The following is a 19,824-nucleotide window of genomic DNA, read 5'->3' as shown; positions in this document are numbered from 1 at the left end:
GATGCAGGTCGCATTCCGTGCGGTATGTCGCTACTGCGGCCCGTACTTCCGGCCGGTCTTCGACGTGAGCCCGCCCAGCAGGCCGCGCGGCGTCAGCTTCACCACGCCCATCAGTGCCTTGTAGCGCGGGTCGGGGATGGACAGCGTCTTCCCCTTGGCCAGGTCCGCCAGCGCCGACGCCACCAGCTTGTCGGCGTCCAGCCACATCCAGCCGGGGATGTTGTCCGTGCCCATCCCGGCCCGCTGGTGGAACTCGGTCCGTACGAATCCGGGGCACAGCGCCATCAGACGCACCCCAGTCCCCGCCAGGTCCCTGGCCGCACCCTGCGTGAACTGCACGACCCACGCCTTCGACGCGCCGTAGGTGCCGCGGGGCACGAACGCGGCTACCGACGCCACGTTCACCACGCCGCCCCGGCCGCGCTCCCGCATCGGCTCCGCCGCGGCGGCCGTCAGGCGCAGCACCGCCTCGCAGTGCACCTTCAGCATCGTCAGCTCGTCGGCCATCGACACCTCCAGGAAGCGGCCCTTGTTGCCGAAGCCGGCGTTGTTGACCAGCAGGTCCACGGGGTGGGTACGGTCCGCGAGACGGTGCTCGACCGCGGTGATGCCGTCCTCGGCCGCCAGATCCGCGGTCAGCACCTCCGCCTCGATGCCGTGGCGGTCGTGCAGTTCGGTGGCCTGTTCCCGCAGCCGCGCGGTGTCCCGGGCCACCAGCACCAGGTTGTGGCCGTCGGCCGCGAGCCGCCGTGCGAAGGCGGCGCCGATACCCGCGGTCGCGCCCGTGATCAGTGCAGTCGTCATACGGGCACGTTAATGCCCCGCGTGCGGGTGGGGCGTACGCACCTTCCCCGCCTGCTGCCCCTTCTCCACGACCACGAACTGCCCCATCATGCCGCCGTCCTCGTGATACAGCAGATGACAGTGGTACATGTACGGAGTGTCCGGGTCGGCGGGCCCGGTGAACCGCATCGCGAGCTTCACGGTCCTCCCGCTGGGCACGAACACCGTGTCCTTGGCCCCTCGCAGCTCCGGGGGCGGCTGCCTGCCGTCCACCTCGAGCACCCTGAACTGCACATCGTGCACGTGGAAGTTGTGCGGCACGCCGTCGTGGTTGCGCACGGTCCAGGTCTCCGACGTGCCGCGGGTGACCGTCTCGTCGATCCGGTCCATGGCCATGGCCTTGCCGTTGATCCCGGAGGTCTGCAGCCCGAAGAACCGGCCGCGCACCGAGTCCGAGCCGTCCGGCAGCTTCGGTTCGCCGAGTTCGGCGGGGAGCTCGGGGGAGGGGCGCAGGGTGTCGGCCGCCCGCAGCTGGAGGACGTCGAAGGTGTCGTCACCGCCGTTGAAGCGGGTCTGCCAGAAGTCGCCGTAGTTCTTCTGCGGGAAGCTGCGCAGCACGGCCCGCTCGCCCGGTTCCATCCGCACCACGATCTCGGCCCGCTCGCCGGGCGACAGCTGTACGCGTTCCAAGGCGGCCGGCTCCTCCAGCAGTCCGCCGTCCGTCCCGATGAGGGAGAACTGCCGGCCGTCGGTGAATCCGAAGTCGTAGACCCGGGCGGTGGAGGCGTTGAGCAGCCGCAGACGTACCAGTTCGTCCTGGACCACCTTGTAGGGCGCGAGCGTGCCGTTGACCATCGTCCGGTCGCCGAGGAAGCCGCTGTTCGCCATCAGCCGGTGGTCGTGGTCGAAGTCCGCCCCGTCGAACCGCACGTCCTGCACCACGACCGGCAGGTCGTCGACGCCGTATCTCTTCGGCAGCGGGAGCTTCGCCGACCTCTCGTCGTCGAGCAGGAACATCCCGGCCAGTCCGCGCTGCACGTGCTTCTCCGTCCGCCCGTGCGGATGCGGGTGGTACCAGAGGGTCGCGGCCGGCTGGTGGACGGTCCAGTGCGGGGCCCAGGACGCGCCGGGCGCCACCATCTGGTGCGGGCCGCCGTCCATCCGCGCGGGCAGATGCATTCCGTGCCAGTGGACCGTGGAGTGCTCGTCGAGCGTGTTCCTGACCCGGACCTGGACCTTCTCGCCGCGCTTCGCGCGCAGGGTCGGACCCAGGTAGTCACCGTTGAAGCCCCAGGTGGGCGTCTTCGACCCGGCTCTGAACTCCTTGTGCCCCGCCTGCATCGTCAGGTCGAAGACGCGGGTGCCGTCGCCGCGCACCGTCGACGGGGCGAGCGGCGGCACGGCCATTTCCCGGGTGAACTCCGTACCGGCCGTGGACACATCGGAGCCCGAGTAGAGCCAGAACGCTCCGCCGCCGAGCGCGAGGACGAGGACGACGGCCGTGGAGCAGAGAGCCACGAGGACGCGCTTGAGAGTGGACATGTCTTCAGCGTCGAGGCCACGCGTGACCGGCGGTATCGGGGGACGCCCCCAGCCGTCCCCGATCCAACGCACCGGCCGTCTCGGGGATTTCCCTCATGAGTCCCTGCGTCCGGGCGGCCCGCGGCCATGCGCTCGCGCGGCAGTGCGATCTGTGCGTCCATGCGCTGTGTGCCTGTGTGCCTGTGTGCGGGGCGCCTGGGCATCGCCGGTGCCGTGCCTGCCGTCCGGTCAGGCGGTCCGGTCGTGCCGTGCGGTGCCGTTGCGTCCGGTCAGGCGGTCGCGCCGGGAGCCGTGCCGCTCGCGGGTGCCGTGCCGTACTTGGCGACGTACGCGCGGGCGTCCCCCAGCAGCTCCGCGTGGAGCGCCTCGCCGGCAGCGAGTACCCGGGGCAGCAGCGTCCGCTCGGTCGTCTCCGCCCTGAAGGCCATCCCCACCGTGACGTCGTGCGACGGCCGGTGCACGATCCGGATGGGGTCGCCCGAGCGGATCTCGCCCGGCTCGATCACGCGCAGATACGCGCCGGAGGCGCCGTTCTGTGTGAAGCGCCTGACCCAGCCTTTCTCGCCGAGCCGGCTCGCGAACGTACGGCACGGGATGCGGCCCGAGGTGACCTCCAGCACCAGTGAGTCGCCGACGCGCCAGCGCTCGCCGATCTTCGCGCCGGTGATGTCCAGGCCGCTGGTGGTGAGGTTCTCGCCGAAGGCGCCGTTGGTGAGGGTGCGCCCCAACTCCCTTTCCCACGCGTCGAGATCCTCCCGTGCGAAGGCGTAGACGGCCTGGTCGGAGCCGCCGTGGTGGCGCAGATCGCAGACCGCGTCGCCTGCCAGGCCGCTCGCCCCCTGCCCCTTGGGGCCCGGGTCCGTCACCCGGACGGGCCCGTCGGCGGGGCGCTTGTCGATCCCGGTTCTGCCGCCCGGCGCGTCGGAGTAGTCGACGGCCACGGGCCGCCCCAGGTTCACGGTCAAGAGCTTCATGCCGGGCACGCTAATCGACCCCACCTCAAAGTTTCCTCCGGTTTTCAGCTCACGTCTCCAAGTGTCGCTTATGCTGAAAAGGTGATCGAAGCCCGCCACCTCCGTGTCCTGCGTGCCGTCGCCGCCACCGGCTCGTTCTCCGCGGCAGCCCGCGAACTGGGCTGCACGCAGCCCGCGGTCAGCCAGCAGATGAAGGCGCTCGAGACCTCCGCGGGCACCCCCCTGCTGATCCGGACCGGTCGCGAGATGCGCCTCACCCAGGCCGGTGAGGCGCTCGTCCGGCATGCGTCCGGCATCCTCGCCGGGCTCACCGCGGCGGAGGAGGAGGTCGCGGCGATCGCCGGGCTCCGGGCGGGCCGGGTGCGCCTCGTCTCGTTCCCCAGCGGCAGCTCCACTCTGGTGCCCACCGCACTCGCCGCCCTCCGCGCGGCCCACCCGGGCACGCGGGTCTCCCTGGTCGACGCCGAGCCTCCGCGCTCGGTCGAGATGCTGCGCGAGGGCGACTGCGACATCGCGCTCGCCTTCCGGTACGGCGTGGTCGGCGCCGACTCGGAGTGGGACGACCTGGAGGTGCGGCCCCTGCTCACCGACCGGCTCGTCGGACTGGTTCCCGAGGGTCACCGTCTGGCCGAAGCGGAGTCGGTCGCCATCGCCGACCTCGCGGAGGAGTCGTGGATCGCGGGCTGCCCGCGCTGCCGCCGCCAGCTCGTGGACGCCTGTGAGAAGGCCGGCTTCACTCCGCGGATCGACTTCGCCACCGACGACTACCCGGCGGTGATCGGCCTGGTCGGCGCGGGCCTCGGTGTGGCCGTACTGCCCGAGTTGGCACTGGAGTCGGTGCGGCCGAAGGGCGCCCGGCCGGTGACCGTCGAGCCGGCCGTGGACCGCGAGATCGTGGCACTCACCCTGCCCGACCTGGCTCATGTCCCCGCGGTCTCCGCGACCCTGACCGAGCTGTCACGCGCGGCGGCCCGCTGACCTGCACCCACGACTACGGACGGTCTCCGGCCCTGGACGGCCCTGGACGGCCCTGGACGGCCCGGACGTCTCCGGACGGTCGTCGGCCCCCGGTCGTGGGCCGGGGGCCGGGGTGCGGCAACGGCGCATCGGTGGGGCCGACTCGCGGGCCGCAAGCAGACGGTGGTGGCGCCGGTGATGCAGGAACGTTTCTTCGATTCGTACGCGCGGCGCGCTCGTCAGCCGCCCCCCGCACCCCCCGCACCCCCTGCACCCCCCGCGCTCGTCGCAGGGATCAGCCGGTGGCGTGCCCGTCCCATGAGCTCCTCGCGCTCGTCCTCGGTCAGCCCGCCCCAGACGCCGTAGGGCTCGCGTACGGCCAGCGCATGCGCCGCGCACTCGGCCCGTACCGGGCACCTCATGCAGACCTCCTTCGCCGAGTTCTCGCGCGCGCTGCGCGCCGCGCCTCGCTCGCCCTCCGGGTGGAAGAAGAGCGAGCTGTCGACCCCACGGCATGCCGCGAGGAGCTGCCAGTCCCACAGATCGGCGTTGGGTCCGGGAAGGCGAGAGAAATCTGCCATGGCGCATGTCCCCTTGAAACCGTGCTGGGTGGATACAGGACCAGGTCGGAACGGGCGGGACGCCGACCGGACGTGCGCCGGATCCGGCACCAGCACCGTGCCAACGACCGTACATCTGCTGTGTAAGTAGATGTAAATATGACTCATTGCGAATCTAGCCATAGACACCGGAAAAAGGGAAGAAAAGCCGCTGAATGGGGCAGGGCCCGCATCCGTGGTGCACGGGTGCTCCGCCCGTGGGCCGTGAAACCTCAGCGGTCCTCCGTCGCCCCCCGGGCAGCCCGGTGGCACAGGCGCTCACGCGTGCCGGACAGCCCCCTCACGGAGCGTGCGGAAGTGCTGCGTACGACCCGTAACTCTTTCGAGTGACCGTCGTTGAGAGGGCGGAGGCGGTTGAAAGAACAAGCGCTCGGGCACATGTCCGAGAGCGTTCAACCGCACAGGTGACGAAACGTACCCAGCCTGGAGGCTCAAGGTGACGCGCTACAGCTGCGAGAGCCGCGGAGGTCAGTCATGACATCCGTCCTCGTCTGCGACGACTCCCCGCTTGCCCGAGAGGCGCTCCGCCGCGCGGTCGCGACCGTGCCCGGTGTCGAGCGCGTGACGACCGCGGCCAACGGCGAGGAAGTCCTCCGCCGCTGGGGCGCCGATCGTTCGGACCTCATTCTGATGGACGTACGCATGCCCGGACTGGGCGGCGTCGAGACCGTGCGCCGGCTGCTGTCCGCCGATCCGGGCGCCCGGATCATCATGCTGACCGTCGCGGAGGACCTCGACGGAGTCGCGCTCGCGGTCGCCGCCGGCGCCCGCGGCTATCTGCACAAGGACGCGTCACGCGCCGAACTGCGCGCGACCGTCACCCAGGCGCTCGCCGACCCCACGTGGCGGCTCGCGCCGCGCCGGCTCCGCTCGGCCGAGATGGGCGCCGCGCCCACGCTCACCGCGAGGGAGATCCAGGTCCTCGAGGGCATGAGCCACGGTCGCTCCAACGCGGAGATCGGCCGGGAGCTCTTCCTCTCGGAGGACACGGTGAAGACGCACGCCAGGCGGCTGTTCAAGAAGCTAGGCGCCTCGGACCGGGCGCACGCCGTGGCGCTCGGATTCCGCTGGGGCCTGGTCCGCTGAGGGCCGAAGGAACGGGACGGCGAGGGACGACGGATGCCCGAGGGCATCCGTTTCCCGCGTGATGCCGCATCCTTGAGGTGTGGAGTTCCTCGGGGACGAGTCGGTCGAGCGGGAGGGGAGGGCGCAGGAGATGAGTTCCGGCGCACCTGCTCATAACGCTTCAGTGCACAACACGGGACGCGGTGCCGCGGACGACCGCGGTCCAAGGCACCATGGACCGATGCGCGACGACGAGGCGGTGACCGCCCAGGGGGCCATCGGGGCACTCGTGCACCGTGCCGTCGACGGCGACGAGCAGGCGACGCACGATCTGCTGGCGCACGTGCATCCGCTCGCGCTGCGTTTCTGCCGCTCGCGCCTGAGCCGGTTGCCCGGTGATGCCCGGCACTTCGTCGAGGACCTCGCCCAGGAGGTCTGCGTCGCGGTGCTGATGGCGCTGCCGCGATACAAGGACACCGGACGGCCCTTCGAGGCATTCGTCTTCGCCATCGCCTCCCACAAGGTCGCCGATCTGCAGCGGGCGGCGATGCGCCATCCAGGGTCCACGGCCGTGCCCTCCGACGAGATGCCCGAGCGGCCGGATGACTCGCTCGGTCCCGAGGAGCGGGCGCTGCTCAGCGACGACGCGGAGTGGGCCAAGAAGCTGCTCGCCAATCTGCCGGAGAACCAGCGCGAGCTGCTCGTGCTCCGGGTCGCCGTCGGGCTGACCGCTGAGGAGACCGGCCAGATGCTGGGGATGTCACCGGGCGCCGTCCGGGTCGCACAGCACCGTGCGCTCAGCAGGCTGCGGGCGCTGGCCGAGCAGTGAACCGTTCACCGGCCCTTTCCGTATGACTGCCGTGCGGCCTGCCGTGCGACCTGTCGTGGTGACTGCCCGTGCGACCTGCCGTGCGAACCGTCGTGTGAACTGTCGTGTGAATATCCAAAGCTGCTCATCGATCTTGATCGTGGAATGAGACGGCTTCTCGGGCCGTTAGCATGGACATTCGCAGGGATCAAGGCCATTTGGGGAAGGTGTCATGACCAACGTCGACGGAGTGCCCGAGAAATTCGCGACACTCGGGCTGACCTACGACGATGTGCTTCTGCTGCCGGGTGCGTCGGAAGTGCTTCCTAACGCGGTCGACACCTCGTCCCGTGTCTCCAGGAACGTCCGGGTGAACATCCCGCTGCTCTCGGCGGCGATGGACAAGGTCACCGAGTCCCGCATGGCGATCGCGATGGCGCGCCAGGGCGGCGTGGGTGTGCTGCACCGCAATCTGTCCATCGAGGACCAGGTGAACCAGGTCGACCTGGTCAAGCGCTCCGAGTCCGGCATGGTGACCGACCCGATCACGGTGCACCCGGACGCCACGCTTGCCGAGGCCGACGCCTTGTGTGCCAAGTTCCGCATCAGCGGTGTGCCGGTGACCGACGCCGCGGGCAAGCTGCTCGGCATCGTCACCAACCGTGACATGGCCTTCGAGACGGTCCGCACGCGCCAGGTGCGCGAGGTCATGACCCCGATGCCGCTGGTCACTGGCAAGGTCGGCATCTCGGGCGTCGACGCCATGGAGCTGCTGCGCCGCCACAAGATCGAGAAGCTTCCGCTGGTCGACGACGCCGGCATTCTCAAGGGCCTCATCACGGTCAAGGACTTCGTCAAGGCCGAGCAGTACCCGAACGCGGCGAAGGATGGCGAGGGCCGTCTGCTCGTCGGAGCGGCCGTCGGCGCGAGCCCGGAGGCGCTGGAGCGGGCCCAGGCGCTGGCCGGCGCGGGCGTCGACTTCCTGATCGTCGACACCTCGCACGGACACAACAGCAACGCCCTCGACTGGATGGCGAAGATCAAGTCCAGCGTGGGCGTCGACGTCATCGGCGGCAACGTGGCGACGCGCGACGGCGCCCAGGCCCTGATCGACGCGGGTGTCGACGGCGTCAAGGTCGGCGTCGGACCCGGTTCCATCTGCACCACCCGTGTGGTCGCCGGCATCGGTGTCCCGCAGGTCACCGCGATCTACGAGGCGGCGCTGGCCTGCCGCGCCGCGGGCGTCCCGGTGATCGGCGACGGCGGCCTGCAGTACTCCGGAGACATCGGCAAGGCGCTCGCCGCAGGTGCCGACACGGTCATGCTGGGCAGCCTCCTCGCGGGCTGCGAGGAGTCCCCCGGTGAACTGCTCTTCATCAACGGGAAGCAGTTCAAGTCGTACCGGGGCATGGGCTCGCTCGGTGCGATGCAGTCCCGCGGCCAGGGCCGTTCGTACTCGAAGGACCGCTACTTCCAGGCCGAGGTGGCCTCCGACGACAAGCTCGTCCCCGAGGGCATCGAGGGCCAGGTGCCCTACCGCGGTCCGCTCGCGGCCGTGCTGCACCAGCTGGTCGGCGGCCTGCGCCAGACCATGGGCTACGTCGGAGCGGCCGCCGTCGACGAGATGGAGAGCAAGGGCCGGTTCGTCCGGATCACCTCGGCGGGTCTCAAGGAGAGCCACCCGCACGACATCCAGATGACGGTCGAGGCGCCGAACTACAGCAGGAAGTAGCCGGCAGAAAGCAGTCCCCCGCGTGTCAGGGGCGGTCCCGGGGTTGCCGGGGCCGCCCCTCACGTGTGCGTCGGGGATACTGGTAGCGCCCAGGCGCAGATGCAGAAGGAAAGGCCACAAACGTGACTGAGATCGAGATCGGGCGCGGCAAGCGCGGCCGCCGGGCGTACGCGTTCGACGACATCGCCGTCGTGCCGAGCCGGCGTACGCGGGACCCGAAGGAGGTCTCGATCGCCTGGCAGATCGACGCCTACCGCTTCGAGCTGCCCTTCCTGGCGGCTCCCATGGACTCCGTGGTCTCCCCGCGGACCGCCATCCGCATCGGCGAGATGGGCGGCCTGGGCGTACTGAACCTCGAGGGTCTGTGGACCCGCTACGAGGACCCGCAGCCGCTGCTCGACGAGATCGCCGAGATGGACGAGGCGAACGCCACCCGCCGGCTGCAGGAGATCTACGCGGCCCCCATCAAGGAGGAGCTGATCGGGCAGCGCATCAAGGAGGTGCGCGACTCCGGTGTCGTCACCGCCGCCGCGCTCTCCCCGCAGCGCACCGCGCAGTTCTCGAAGGCCGTCGTCGACGCGGGCGTCGACATCTTCGTCATCCGCGGCACGACCGTCTCCGCCGAGCACGTCTCCGGCGCAGCGGAGCCGCTGAACCTCAAGCAGTTCATCTACGAGCTCGACGTCCCGGTCATCGTCGGCGGCTGCGCCACGTACACCGCCGCCCTGCACCTGATGCGCACCGGTGCGGCGGGTGTCCTGGTGGGCTTCGGCGGCGGCGCCGCGCACACCACGCGGAACGTGCTGGGCATCCAGGTCCCGATGGCGACCGCCGTCGCCGATGTGGCCGCGGCCCGCCGCGACTACATGGACGAGTCCGGCGGCCGGTACGTCCACGTCATCGCCGACGGCGGCGTCGGCTGGTCCGGCGACCTGCCGAAGGCGATCGCCTGCGGCGCCGACGCGGTGATGATCGGCTCGCCGCTGGCCCGCGCCACCGACGCGCCGGGCAAGGGACACCACTGGGGCATGGAGGCCGTCCACGAGGACGTGCCGCGCGGCAAGCTGGTGGACCTGGGCATCGAGGGCACCACGGAGGAGATCCTCACGGGGCCCTCGCACACCCCCGACGGTTCGATGAACTTCTTCGGAGCCCTGCGCCGCGCGATGGCGACGACGGGCTACAGCGAGCTCAAGGAGTTCCAGCGCGTCGAGGTCACGGTGGCGGACTCGCAGCACAGCCGCTGACCGCCGCAGAACACATGGGAAGGGCCCGGCACCTGAGTGCCGGGCCCTTCCCATGTGCGCTGTGACCGTCAGGCGTTGGCCTTCTTGGCGCCGGCGAACGCGGTGACCGCGGCGAGGACGAGGAAGACGTACGTCATGCCGTCCGCGGCCTCCTTCCACACCTTCGTCAGGTCGCCGAAGTGCTGGAAGAAGATCTCGCCGAACGAACCGCCGCCCATGTCGCCGAGGATCATCGCGATACCGACCAACTGGCCCAGGTACACGGCGCCGACGCCGAGCACGGCGCTCACGACGGCCAGCACCGGGTTGGGTCCGCCGACCTTGGCCGCGGCGAAACCGATGACGAAGCCGACGGCGACGGCCGCGTAACCGACCTCGGTCTCGGTGGCACCGGCGATGGCGCCGTAGATGCCGGCCGTGACCAGCGCGGCGACGACGGCGGCGACGATGCCGAGTCCCAGGTTGTTGCGCACCGGGGCCGGCGGCGGGGCGGGCGCGTACTGGTCGCCACCGGCGAACGGGTTGCCGGACGGCGGCGGGACGGGCTGACTCATGGTGGAATTCCCCCTGGGATCGAACGCGTCGCACGATCGTGCGAGCGGCGGTCCCGGACACTAGCAGCCCGGCCCGACAGAACGACATTCGGTTATATGGCCGTTGTAAGGGTGGCGTCGGGTTCAGGGGGAAGACGTCAGAGGCGGTGTGCCGCGCCCGCGGGCGTCGCCCCCCTTGTGTCCAGGAGGAGTTGGGCTTTGACGGCCAGGCCCTGGAGGTCGTACGTGCGGTGGTGCTGCACCAGGACCGTCAGGTCGGCGGCGGCCGCCGCCTCGTACAGCGAGTCGGCGCGGGGAACGGGGAGTTCGCCCACGCGCCAGTCCGGGACATAGGGGTCGTGGTAGCTCACGGACGCGCCCAGGTCCATCAGCCGGCGGGCGACCTCGGTGGCCGGTGAGCCCTGGAGGTCGGCGAGGTCCGGCTTGTAGGTGACGCCGAGGAGCAGGACGCGGGCGCCGCGGGCCGACTTGCCGTGTTCGTTCAGGAGGGTGGCGCAGCGGCGGACGACGTACTGCGGCATCCGGGCGTTGATCTCCTGGGCGAGACCAACCATGCGCAGGGCGCGGCCCGGGGCGTGGCCGGGGTCGAGGGGGACGCCGTGGCCGCCGACGCCGGGACCGGGGCGGAAGGCCTGGAAGCCGAAGGGCTTGGTCTCGGCGCAGCGGATGACGTCCCAGAGGTCGACGCCGAGGTCGTGGCAGAGCACCGCCATCTCGTTGACCAGCGCGATGTTGACGTGCCGGAAGTTGGTCTCGAGGACCTTGACGGTCTCGGCCTCGCGCAGGCCGCGGGCGCGGACCACCTTGTCGGTCAGCCGGGCGTAGAAGGCGGCTGCGGACTCCGTGCAGGCAGGGGTCAGGCCGCCGATGACCTTCGGGGTGTTCGCGTAGCCGTGGGTGCGGCGGCCGGGGTCGGTGCGGCTGGGGGAGTAGGCCAGGTGGAAGTCCCGGCCCGCGCGCAGGCCGGAGCCGGCCTCGAGCAGCGGCCGCAGGAAGTCCTCCGTGGTGCCCGGCTCGACCGCCGACTCCAGCAGGACCGTGGTGTGCGGTCGCAGCCGGGACGCGAGCGCCCGGGCGGCGTCGGCGAGCGGGGTCAGGTCCAGCGTGCCGTCCGCGCCCATGGGCGTGGGCGAGCAGATGACGGCGGTGCGGACCCGGCCGAGTTCGGCCGGGTCGGTGACGTTGCGGAATCCGCCGGAGAGCATGCGCCGGATGTCGGCGGCCGTCACTCCTGCGGCGGGCTCCGCGAGCCGGCACGGGTCGGGGTCGTAGCCGATGGTTTCGATGCCTGAGGCCACGGCGGCCTGGGCGAGCGGCAGACCGAGGTGGCCGAGTCCGATCACGGCGAGATCTGCGGGCATGGCTGTGGCCGTCCTTCCCGTAGCCGAAGGGGACAGTGAACGCAAGCCCTGTGGGCAGAACGGGCAGGCGCAATGTCAGACTAGGCGTAAATATGACCGTTCTGTCGGATTGTGGGCTCGTGGCCGTCCGAGTGTTATCCACAGGCGGTGGCTGAAGTCGGCGACTGCGGACAGAATCGACGTGTGAGTTCGACGTTGTGAGACCGACCGCAGGAAACGCACGGGGGCGACGGGAGGCAGCAGTGAGGACAGCGACACTGGGACCCGCGGAGCGCGCCGCAGCGCTCGCCGGGATGGCCGAGCGGGAACTGGACGTGCTGGTGGTGGGCGCCGGCGTGGTCGGAGCCGGCACTGCCCTCGATTCCGCGACACGAGGACTTCTCACCGGTCTGGTGGAGGCGCGCGACTGGGCGTCGGGCACCTCCAGCAGGTCGAGCAAGCTGATCCACGGTGGCCTGCGCTATCTGGAGATGCTCGACTTCACCCTGGTCAGAGAGGCGCTCAAGGAGCGCGGACTGCTGCTGGAGCGGCTGGCCCCGCATCTGGTCAAGCCGGTGCCGTTCCTCTATCCGCTCCAGCACAAGGGCTGGGAGCGGCTGTACGCGGGCTCGGGCGTCGCGCTGTACGACGCGATGTCCGTGTCCTCGGGCCACGGGCGGGGCCTGCCCGTCCACCGCCACCTCTCGCGGCGGCGCGCACTGCGGGTCGCGCCCGCGTTGAAGAAGGACGCCCTGGTCGGCGCCCTGCAGTACTACGACGCCCAGATGGACGACGCCCGCTTCGTGACGACCCTGGTGCGTACGGCCGCGAGCTACGGCGCGCAAGTCGCCAGCCGCGCCCGGGTGGTCGGCTTCCTGCGCGAGGGCGAGCGGGTCGTCGGGGCCCGCGTGCGCGACGTCGAGGCCGGCGGCGAGTACGAGATCCGGGCCCGGCAGATCGTCAACGCCACGGGGGTGTGGACGGACGACACCCAGGCGCTGATCGGGGAGCGCGGGCAGTTCCACGTCCGGGCGTCCAAGGGCATCCATCTGGTCGTGCCCAAGGACCGCATCCACTCCACGACCGGCCTGATCCTGCGGACCGAGAAGTCCGTGCTGTTCGTCATCCCGTGGGGACGGCACTGGATCGTCGGTACGACGGACACCGGCTGGGACCTCGACAAGGCACACCCGGCCGCCTCCAGCGCCGACATCGACTATCTGCTGGAGCACGTCAACGCGGTGCTGGCCGTGCCGCTCACCCGGGACGACGTCCAAGGGGTGTACGCGGGGCTGCGACCGCTGCTCGCCGGCGAGTCGGACGCGACGAGCAAACTGTCGCGTGAGCACACGGTGGCGCACCCCGTGCCGGGCCTCGTGGTCGTGGCCGGCGGCAAGTACACGACGTACCGGGTGATGGCGAAGGACGCCGTGGACGCGGCGGTGCACGGCCTGGACCAGCGGGTGGCCGCGTGCGTCACCGAGGACACGCCCCTGCTCGGGGCCGAGGGGTACCGCGCCCTGTGGAACGCGAGGGCGAGGATCGCCGCGCGGACGGGCCTTCACGTGGTGCGCGTCGAGCACCTGTTGAACCGCTACGGCGCGCTGACGGAGGAACTGCTCGCCCTCGTCGCCGAGGATCCCACACTCGGCGACCCGATCGGCGGCGCGGACGACTATCTGCGGGCCGAGATCGTCTACGCCGCGTCGCACGAGGGAGCCCGCCACCTGGACGACGTACTGACGCGGCGCACCCGTATCTCGATCGAGACGTTCGACCGGGGGACGCGCAGCGCACGCGAGTGCGCCGAGTTGATGGCTCCCGTCCTCGGCTGGGAGAAGGCGCAGATCGAGAAGGAGGTCGAGCACTACGTGAAGCGGGTCGAGGCGGAGCGGGAATCGCAGCGCCAGCCGGACGACCTGACGGCGGACGCGGCCCGGCTGGGAGCGCCGGAGATCGTGCCGCTGTGAAGCGTGCCGGCTCCGAACGTTCCACGCCGTAGCGTGCCGTTCTGGGCCGCGCCGCCCCGGACCGCGCCGCCCCGGACCGTGGCGCTTTGAGCGTGCCGCTCTGCACCGTGGCGGGGCGTCGCCGGGGCCCGGGGGCTTCCCACGACGTGGGCCGGCTCCCTCACGCCTCGGGCCGGCCCGAGGCGTGGGCCCGAGTCCGGCTCGGCTCCCCTGACTTGGGTGATGGGCGGAAACGTCGGCCGGGGCCGCACGTATCGGGTCGGCCGGTCCCGCGACGTGGGCCGGTCCCGTGAGCTCGCGTGGGGCCCGGGTGCCGCGAATCGGGCCGGTCCCGCGCTCGGGAGGTCGCGTCGGCGTCCCCCAGCGCGGGCGGGCGGGACGGTCTTCGCCGGCCGCGATACGGCCGAAACCCGCCCGGGACGGGGCCCGTTGGGTGAACGGGCCAGGGCTCCGACCAGTACAGGGGTGGGTTTCACGCCGGGTGACGGTGTGATGGGTGGCCCACCCATGCGTGTCCCTTGTGCCACAGGATGGACCCGGAGGACGTACCGGTCCCGGAGTGAGAGACAATGGGCGCTCTTCCAGGGCGGGTTACCGCATCGCGCGGAGAGCGGCAGGCGCGGGCGAAGATCAGGGATCGCAGAGGGGACGCATGTCGGAGGCTGAGCAGTCGCGGGAGCCCCAGCGGGGGGCCGGCTACGCCGGCGGGGATGCGGGTTCTGCCGCCGGCGCGGAAGCCGGCTCCGCCGGTGGGGGCGCCGGTTCCGGCTCGGGAGGGGCAGCCTCGGGTCCGGCCGCCTCCGCCTCGGCCCTGAAGGCGGCGCGCGAGAGCAAGGACGCGGACGTGGCCGAGGATGCTCCGGAGTCCGGTGCGTCGGACACACAGGGCCGTGACGGGGCCGCCGGCGCAGCCGGTGCCCAGGCCGACGACGGCCGGAGCACGACGGAGCGCGACGACGAGCAGCCCGCCTTCGAAGGGAACGTGACGGAGAGCCAGGGGGTCAAGGCTCAGGGCGCCGAGGCTCACGGAGTCTCGGCCTCGGACGCGCCGGACGCCGTGGCGGCACCGGGCAAGGACGTGGCCCCGAAGGACGACGCGAAGAGGCCGGGGGCGGAGTCCTCCGCTGCGGCACCCGCCGAGAAGCCGGCCGCCGACGGCCGGGGCGCAGGGATGGCCGGGGCGAAGCCCGCCGAGGCGGACCAGCCGGCCGGTGCCGGACGCGCGGCCTCCGGGGCCGCCGCCACGACCGGGACCAAGGGGCGCGGCGCCACGGGCACCGAAGGGCGGTTGCTCGCCGGGCGCTACCGCCTCGGCGGCGTCCTCGGACGCGGTGGCATGGGCACGGTGTGGCGCGCGGTCGACGAGACCCTCGGGCGTACCGTCGCCGTCAAGGAGCTGCGCTTCCCGGGCAGCATCGACGACGAGGAGAAGCGCCGGCTGATCACGCGCACCCTGCGCGAGGCCAAGGCGATCGCCCGTATCCGCAACAACAGCGCCGTGACCGTCTACGACGTCGTCGACGAGGACGACCGCCCGTGGATCGTCATGGAGCTCGTCGAGGGCAAGTCCCTCGCCGAGGTCGTCCGGGAGGACGGCGTCCTCACGCCCCGCCGAGCCGCCGAGGTGGGCCTGGCGATCCTCGACGTGCTGCGTTCCGCGCACCGCGAGGGCATTCTGCACCGCGACGTGAAGCCGTCCAACGTGCTCATCGGCCGCGACGGCCGTGTCGTGCTCACCGACTTCGGAATCGCGCAGGTCGAAGGAGACCCGTCGATCACCTCGACGGGCATGCTCGTCGGCGCTCCGTCGTACATCTCGCCCGAGCGCGCCCGTGGTCACAGGCCCGGTCCGGCGGCGGACCTGTGGTCGCTCGGTGGTCTGCTCTACGCGAGCGTCGAGGGCTGCCCGCCGTACGACAAGGGCTCGGCGATCGCGACGCTGACCGCCGTGATGACCGAGCCGCTCGACCCGCCGAAGAACGCGGGCCCCTTGGAGGAGGTCATCTACGGCCTGCTCGCCAAGGACCCCGCCCAGCGGCTGGACGACGCCGGCGCCCGTGCCCTGCTGACCCAGGTGGTGAACGCGCCGGAAGCGCCCGTGCCGCTCGCGGTCCCCGAGCCGTCGCCCGAGGCGACCCGCGCCATACGTCTGCCCTCCGTACCGCCTGAGCCGCCCGCGGCGCCTGCCGCTCCGAAGGACCCCGCGTCCGACCGGCTGCGCGGCGCGCTCCGTTCCGTGCGCAACGCGGCCGCCGCCGTGAAGGCGGAGACGAGGCAGCAGCCCGCTCCGGACGCTCCTGCCCGCAGGCCCGCACCCGTGCGGGCCCCGCTGACCGACGTGGTGCCGCGCCGCACGCTGGTGATCATCGCGGTCGTCGCCGTGCTCGTCGTGCTGTCCACGGTGCTCGTCTTCGCCCTCGGCGGTGACGACGACCCGGCGAACCAGGGGAAGGGCAAGAACGACACGGCCGCCTCCGCCGGCGCCGACGGAGGCGGCGGGGAGGACAAGGCCACCGGCGGTACGGGCAGCGACGCGAGCCCCGACAACGGTGGTGACGACACCGGCAAGGACGACCGGGGCGGGAGCTCCGGCACGCCCGACAGCACCCCGTCGGGCGAACCGAAGGGTGACGACCCGGTGGGCGGGGACACGCTGCCTGCCGGATACGTGATGGTCTCCAACGACCGCTGGCACTTCACCATGGCCATGCCCAAGAACTTCAGGCTCACTGGTGTGGCGGGCCAGAACTCGGGCGGCAAGTTCAGCGTCGACGGCGGTACTCCGCGGGTCCAGGTGGACTTCAACAACAGCCCGAAGGACGACGCGGCGGCCGCGTGGGCGGCAGCCGTCGCCGGTGTGAGCGCCACGAGCAACGGCTACAAGCACCTCGGCATAGGCCCGGTCGAGTACAACGGCTATCCGACCGTCGCGGACTGGAGGTTCGAGCGCAACGAGGGCGGCGAGCGGGTACGTATCCTCAACAGGGGCTTCAAGGTCGACGCGAAGCGCGGATATTCGATCATGGTCACGTGCAAGGCGAGCGAGTGGGACGGCGAGGCGTGCAGGACGCTGCGTGAGACGGCGTTCGCCACGTTCAGCCCCAAGGACTGACCGAGGGCACGTATCGTGAGAGGTCGCGGACGGTACGCAGCCACAAGGGGCCGCTGAGTGACCGGAATTGACGGCTTCGTGCGTGGTTCCGGTTCCGGCCGTGGACAGCGCGCTGGTGGGGAGGCGTCGTGGACGACTATGCGGGCAGGGTGCTCGCCGACCGCTACCGCCTGCCGTTGCCGCCCTCCGACGCGTACGAGTTCACGGAGACCCGCGCGTTCGACACCTACAGCGGGCACGAAGTCCTGGTGCGGCAGGTGCCGTTGCCCGAGATCGTGGACGCGGAGGTGGTCGACGGGGACGGTCTCGCCGGGGCCGCCGTGCCCCGGCAGGCCCGGGGCGGTGGCAGGGGCGGCACGACACGGCGGCCCACGGACCCGGCGGTGCGGCGTGCCGTCGAGGCGGCGCAGGCGGCCGCGCAGATCCCCGACCATCCCCGGCTGGACCAGGTCTTCGACGTGTTCGCCGAGGACGGCTCGCTGTGGATAGTGAGCGAACGGGTCGCGGCCCGGCCGCTCGCCGCGCTGCTCGCGGAGAAGCCCCTCAGCCCCTACCGGGCCGCCGAAGTCGCCTCCGACGTGCTGACCGCGCTGCGCGTCCTGCACGCGCACGGCTGGACCCACCGCAACATCACCGTCCGTACGGTGCTCGTCTGCGACGACGGACGCATCGTGCTCACGGGGCTGGCGTCCGGCGCGGCGGAGGAGGCGCTGTGCGGGTACGCGCCCGTGCCGGAACCCGAGGCGGACACGGAGCCGGAGGGCGCGTTCGGGGGCGAGTCCGGTGACGACCACGCCGTCGCCGACGATGTGAGCGAGCCCGACGGCGGCGGCCCGGCGGCCGGAGTGCCGGACGTGCGCGCCGCCCGGGCCGGCGCGATCGCGGCGTACCGCGCCGGGGCGCGGGCCGGGGCGCGAACGGGCGAGGACCGGCGCCACGCGGAGGACGCCGACGCGGTGCGACGCCATGAGGCCCTGGAACAGGACGGCCTCGACCCCGACTGGTGGGCGCGCCGGCCCGACGAGGGACGCCGCGGTCTGCTCGGGCTCGGTCTCCGGGACGAGGACGACGACGCGGACTTCGAGGAGCCCGGTTTCGAGGGCTCCCTCCCCGGCGCGGACGGCGCGGGCGGCGCGGCAGGCACGGGCCGCGACGGCCGATACGCCCGCGGCACCCACGACGAGTACGACCACGGCGGCCGGTACGGCCGTGACGACGTGTATCGCATCGACGGCGGGTCCGACCGGACCGCACCCGGGGCCGATCCGGACCAGGAAGGCCCCGGGCGGGCCAGGCTGGCGGGCATCTGGCACGACGAGCCGTTCCCCGGCCGCGAGGGGCCCGGTTCGCTGCCCGTGGCAGGCGGCGGCCCCCGCGGCATCGCCGCCCGCCCCGCCCTGCCGGGTCCGCGTGACCATGACCCGTACCGCGACGACCCCTACGGCGTCCGCCGTGCGGACAGCGAGCGCGGCGTCCGGCCGGTGTCGCCCGTCGCGCGTGCCGACAGCGGCCCGGCGGGTCCTGGAGGCACCGGCGGCAGGTATTCGGGCGGGGTGCGCCCCGCCCTTCCGTCGGCGCGGAACGAAAGCGTGGCCGGTGGCAGCTGGCACCGCGGTGGCGACGCCATGCGCGCCGATGCGCAGCGCCGTCCCGCGACGGGCGGCGAAGCACCCGCCGGCAGCTGGGACGACGCCGTCGCCGGCACCAGGGCGCCCGCGTACAGCGGCCCCTCCACCCCGCTGGCGGCAGAGCGCGCCCGCCAGGCGCGGATCACCGTCGTCGGTGCCGTCACCGAGCGGTGGGCGCCCGAGCAGGCCGGCCCCGTGCACGAGAACTGGCAGCTGGCCGCACCGGTCGGCCCGGCCACCGACCTGTGGGCGCTGGGGGCGCTGCTGTACCGGGCCGTACAGGGGCACGCGCCGTATCCGGAGGACAGCGCGGCCGAGCTGGTCCAGCTGGTCTGCGCGGAGCCGCCCGCCTTCGCGGAGGAGTGCGGCCCGCTGCGGCCGGTCGTCGAGTCGCTGCTGCGTCAGGACCCCACGGAGCGCCCGGACTTCGAGGAGCTGCGCGGCTGGCTGCGCTCGCTGGTGCGGTCGGCTCCCGAGCCGGAGGCCGGTACGGACGTCGTGCCGCTGCCCGCCGGTGTGGTCGACGGATCACGGCTGCCGATCGTGCGCCGGCGGGGCGAACTGGTCCGCAGACGCCGGCGGGGCGCGGCGGACACGGCGCACGGCCGCCACCGCCACAAGAAGGCCAAGGGGCGCGAGCGGGGCCGGGTCCGGGAGGGGGCGCGTGCCGAAGCCGTCCCACCGGTACGCGCGTACGAGGAGCCGTACGAGGTGCCGCCCCGCGACACGTCGTACCGGACGTCGTACGGGAACACGGGGCGCGCGCCGCGTGCGCTCGGGCGTACGCTCCTGCTGCTGATCCTGCTCGCCCTGGTGGCCGCGATCGCGTACGCGGTGCTGTTCATGCCGAAGTCCGACGAGCAACAGCCGCCGCAGCAGGGGCAGAACGCGGGCGCGCAGCCGTCGGGTACCGGGCCGAGCCCCGGCCGTACGGGCGGCGAGGGCGGTTCCGCGCCCACGGCCGGCGGCACCCCCGGCTCGCAGCAGCCGCAGACCTCCGCCCCGGCCGGCGAGCTCCCCGAGGGGTATGTGCTCCGCGACGACCCGGAGGGCTTCCGGATCGCCGTCGACCGGTCGTGGCAGCGCCGGCCGATCAACGACGTCGGCCAAGTCCGCTACACCGGGGGCGATTTCACGTTGATCGTGGTCCCCGGCCGGGACACCGTGCGGCAGAACGGCGACGACCCGCTGGCCTATCAGCGGGACAAGGAGCCGGAACTGCAGCCCTTCCGTGACTCGTCGTGGGCCAGTGCGAGCGGGCTGCGCCGTATCGAGGTCGGTGGACGGTCCATGGCCGAGGGCCAGTTCACGTGGCAGGACGGCAACGGCCGTGAGGTGTACGTGCGCAACCTCGCGCTCGCCGTGGACGGTGTCTACCACGTGGTCCAGGTGATCGGGCCCGAGGCGGAGCGTGACAAGGTGACCGAGATCTTCGAGCAGGCCACTGGCAGTTACCGTGCCACCCGCTGAGTGTGCAGCCGCGCACAGAACG

14 protein-coding genes are annotated in these 19,824 nt (G+C 72.1%); 8 read left to right on the top strand and 6 right to left on the bottom strand.

The window, feature by feature from the left end:
* Nucleotides 1-30 precede the first annotated feature (30 nt).
* The 3 genes from OGH68_RS21850 to OGH68_RS21840 all read right to left on the bottom strand — a co-directional run bounded on the left by OGH68_RS21850 (nt 31) and on the right by OGH68_RS21840 (nt 3,299).
* Nucleotides 31-804: an SDR family NAD(P)-dependent oxidoreductase gene (locus OGH68_RS21850; RefSeq protein ID WP_264246501.1), complete on the bottom strand. Its 774-nt coding sequence runs from the start codon at nt 802-804 to the stop codon at nt 31-33.
* Between the two features lie 9 nt (nt 805-813).
* On the bottom strand, nt 814-2,325 hold the full coding sequence (locus OGH68_RS21845; protein WP_264246499.1) for a multicopper oxidase family protein: 1,512 nt from the start codon (nt 2,323-2,325) through the stop codon (nt 814-816).
* 269 nt (nt 2,326-2,594) lie between these two features.
* Nucleotides 2,595-3,299 (bottom strand): MOSC domain-containing protein, encoded by a 705-nt coding sequence (locus OGH68_RS21840; protein ID WP_264246497.1) that lies wholly within the window; start codon nt 3,297-3,299, stop codon nt 2,595-2,597.
* A gap of 81 nt (nt 3,300-3,380) precedes the next feature.
* Between OGH68_RS21840 and OGH68_RS21835 the strand changes: the two genes are divergently transcribed.
* On the top strand, nt 3,381-4,277 hold the full coding sequence (locus OGH68_RS21835; protein ID WP_264246495.1) for a LysR family transcriptional regulator: 897 nt from the start codon (nt 3,381-3,383) through the stop codon (nt 4,275-4,277).
* Between the two features lie 218 nt (nt 4,278-4,495).
* Here the strand turns inward: OGH68_RS21835 and OGH68_RS21830 are convergent, their stop codons facing one another.
* Nucleotides 4,496-4,837, bottom strand: coding sequence for a WhiB family transcriptional regulator (locus OGH68_RS21830; RefSeq protein ID WP_264246493.1), 342 nt, complete (start codon nt 4,835-4,837; stop codon nt 4,496-4,498).
* Nucleotides 4,838-5,350: 513 nt separating this feature from the next.
* Here OGH68_RS21830 and OGH68_RS21825 point away from each other — a divergent pair.
* From OGH68_RS21825 to OGH68_RS21810, 4 genes are all read left to right on the top strand, one after another.
* A complete protein-coding gene (locus tag OGH68_RS21825) occupies nt 5,351-5,962 on the top strand; it encodes a response regulator transcription factor (protein ID WP_003948568.1) in 612 nt (203 codons plus the stop codon).
* Nucleotides 5,963-6,182: 220 nt separating this feature from the next.
* A complete protein-coding gene (locus OGH68_RS21820; RefSeq protein ID WP_189886773.1) occupies nt 6,183-6,770 on the top strand; it encodes a sigma-70 family RNA polymerase sigma factor in 588 nt (195 codons plus the stop codon).
* 211 nt (nt 6,771-6,981) lie between these two features.
* Nucleotides 6,982-8,481 carry an IMP dehydrogenase gene (gene guaB, locus OGH68_RS21815; protein ID WP_264246490.1) on the top strand — a complete coding sequence of 500 codons (1,500 nt, stop codon included), beginning with the start codon at nt 6,982-6,984 and terminating at the stop codon, nt 8,479-8,481.
* A 122-nt stretch (nt 8,482-8,603) separates the two neighbouring features.
* Entirely contained in the window at nt 8,604-9,728 is a 1,125-nt protein-coding gene (locus tag OGH68_RS21810; RefSeq protein WP_264246487.1) for a GuaB3 family IMP dehydrogenase-related protein, read from the top strand.
* Between the two features lie 68 nt (nt 9,729-9,796).
* Here the strand turns inward: OGH68_RS21810 and OGH68_RS21805 are convergent, their stop codons facing one another.
* Together OGH68_RS21805 and OGH68_RS21800 are read right to left on the bottom strand one after the other, a co-directional pair.
* Nucleotides 9,797-10,282, bottom strand: coding sequence for a hypothetical protein (locus OGH68_RS21805; RefSeq protein ID WP_264246484.1), 486 nt, complete (start codon nt 10,280-10,282; stop codon nt 9,797-9,799).
* 137 nt (nt 10,283-10,419) lie between these two features.
* On the bottom strand, nt 10,420-11,643 hold the full coding sequence (locus OGH68_RS21800; protein ID WP_264246482.1) for a nucleotide sugar dehydrogenase: 1,224 nt from the start codon (nt 11,641-11,643) through the stop codon (nt 10,420-10,422).
* A gap of 242 nt (nt 11,644-11,885) precedes the next feature.
* On the opposite strand from OGH68_RS21800, the gene OGH68_RS21795 reads away from it, so the two are divergent.
* The 3 genes from OGH68_RS21795 (at nt 11,886) to OGH68_RS21785 (ending at nt 19,802) form a co-directional block, all read left to right on the top strand.
* Nucleotides 11,886-13,592 carry a glycerol-3-phosphate dehydrogenase/oxidase gene (locus OGH68_RS21795; protein ID WP_264246480.1) on the top strand — a complete coding sequence of 569 codons (1,707 nt, stop codon included), beginning with the start codon at nt 11,886-11,888 and terminating at the stop codon, nt 13,590-13,592.
* Between the two features lie 844 nt (nt 13,593-14,436).
* Complete coding sequence (locus tag OGH68_RS21790; protein ID WP_413471014.1) at nt 14,437-16,704, top strand: serine/threonine-protein kinase; 2,268 nt, start codon at nt 14,437-14,439, stop codon at nt 16,702-16,704.
* A gap of 128 nt (nt 16,705-16,832) precedes the next feature.
* Nucleotides 16,833-19,802, top strand: coding sequence for a protein kinase (locus OGH68_RS21785; RefSeq protein ID WP_264246477.1), 2,970 nt, complete (start codon nt 16,833-16,835; stop codon nt 19,800-19,802).
* Nucleotides 19,803-19,824: the final 22 nt, after the last annotated feature.

The organism is Streptomyces peucetius (genome assembly GCF_025854275.1).
Lineage (GTDB): Bacteria > Actinomycetota > Actinomycetes > Streptomycetales > Streptomycetaceae > Streptomyces > Streptomyces peucetius_A.
This window is presented reverse-complemented; position numbering and strand designations above follow the sequence as displayed.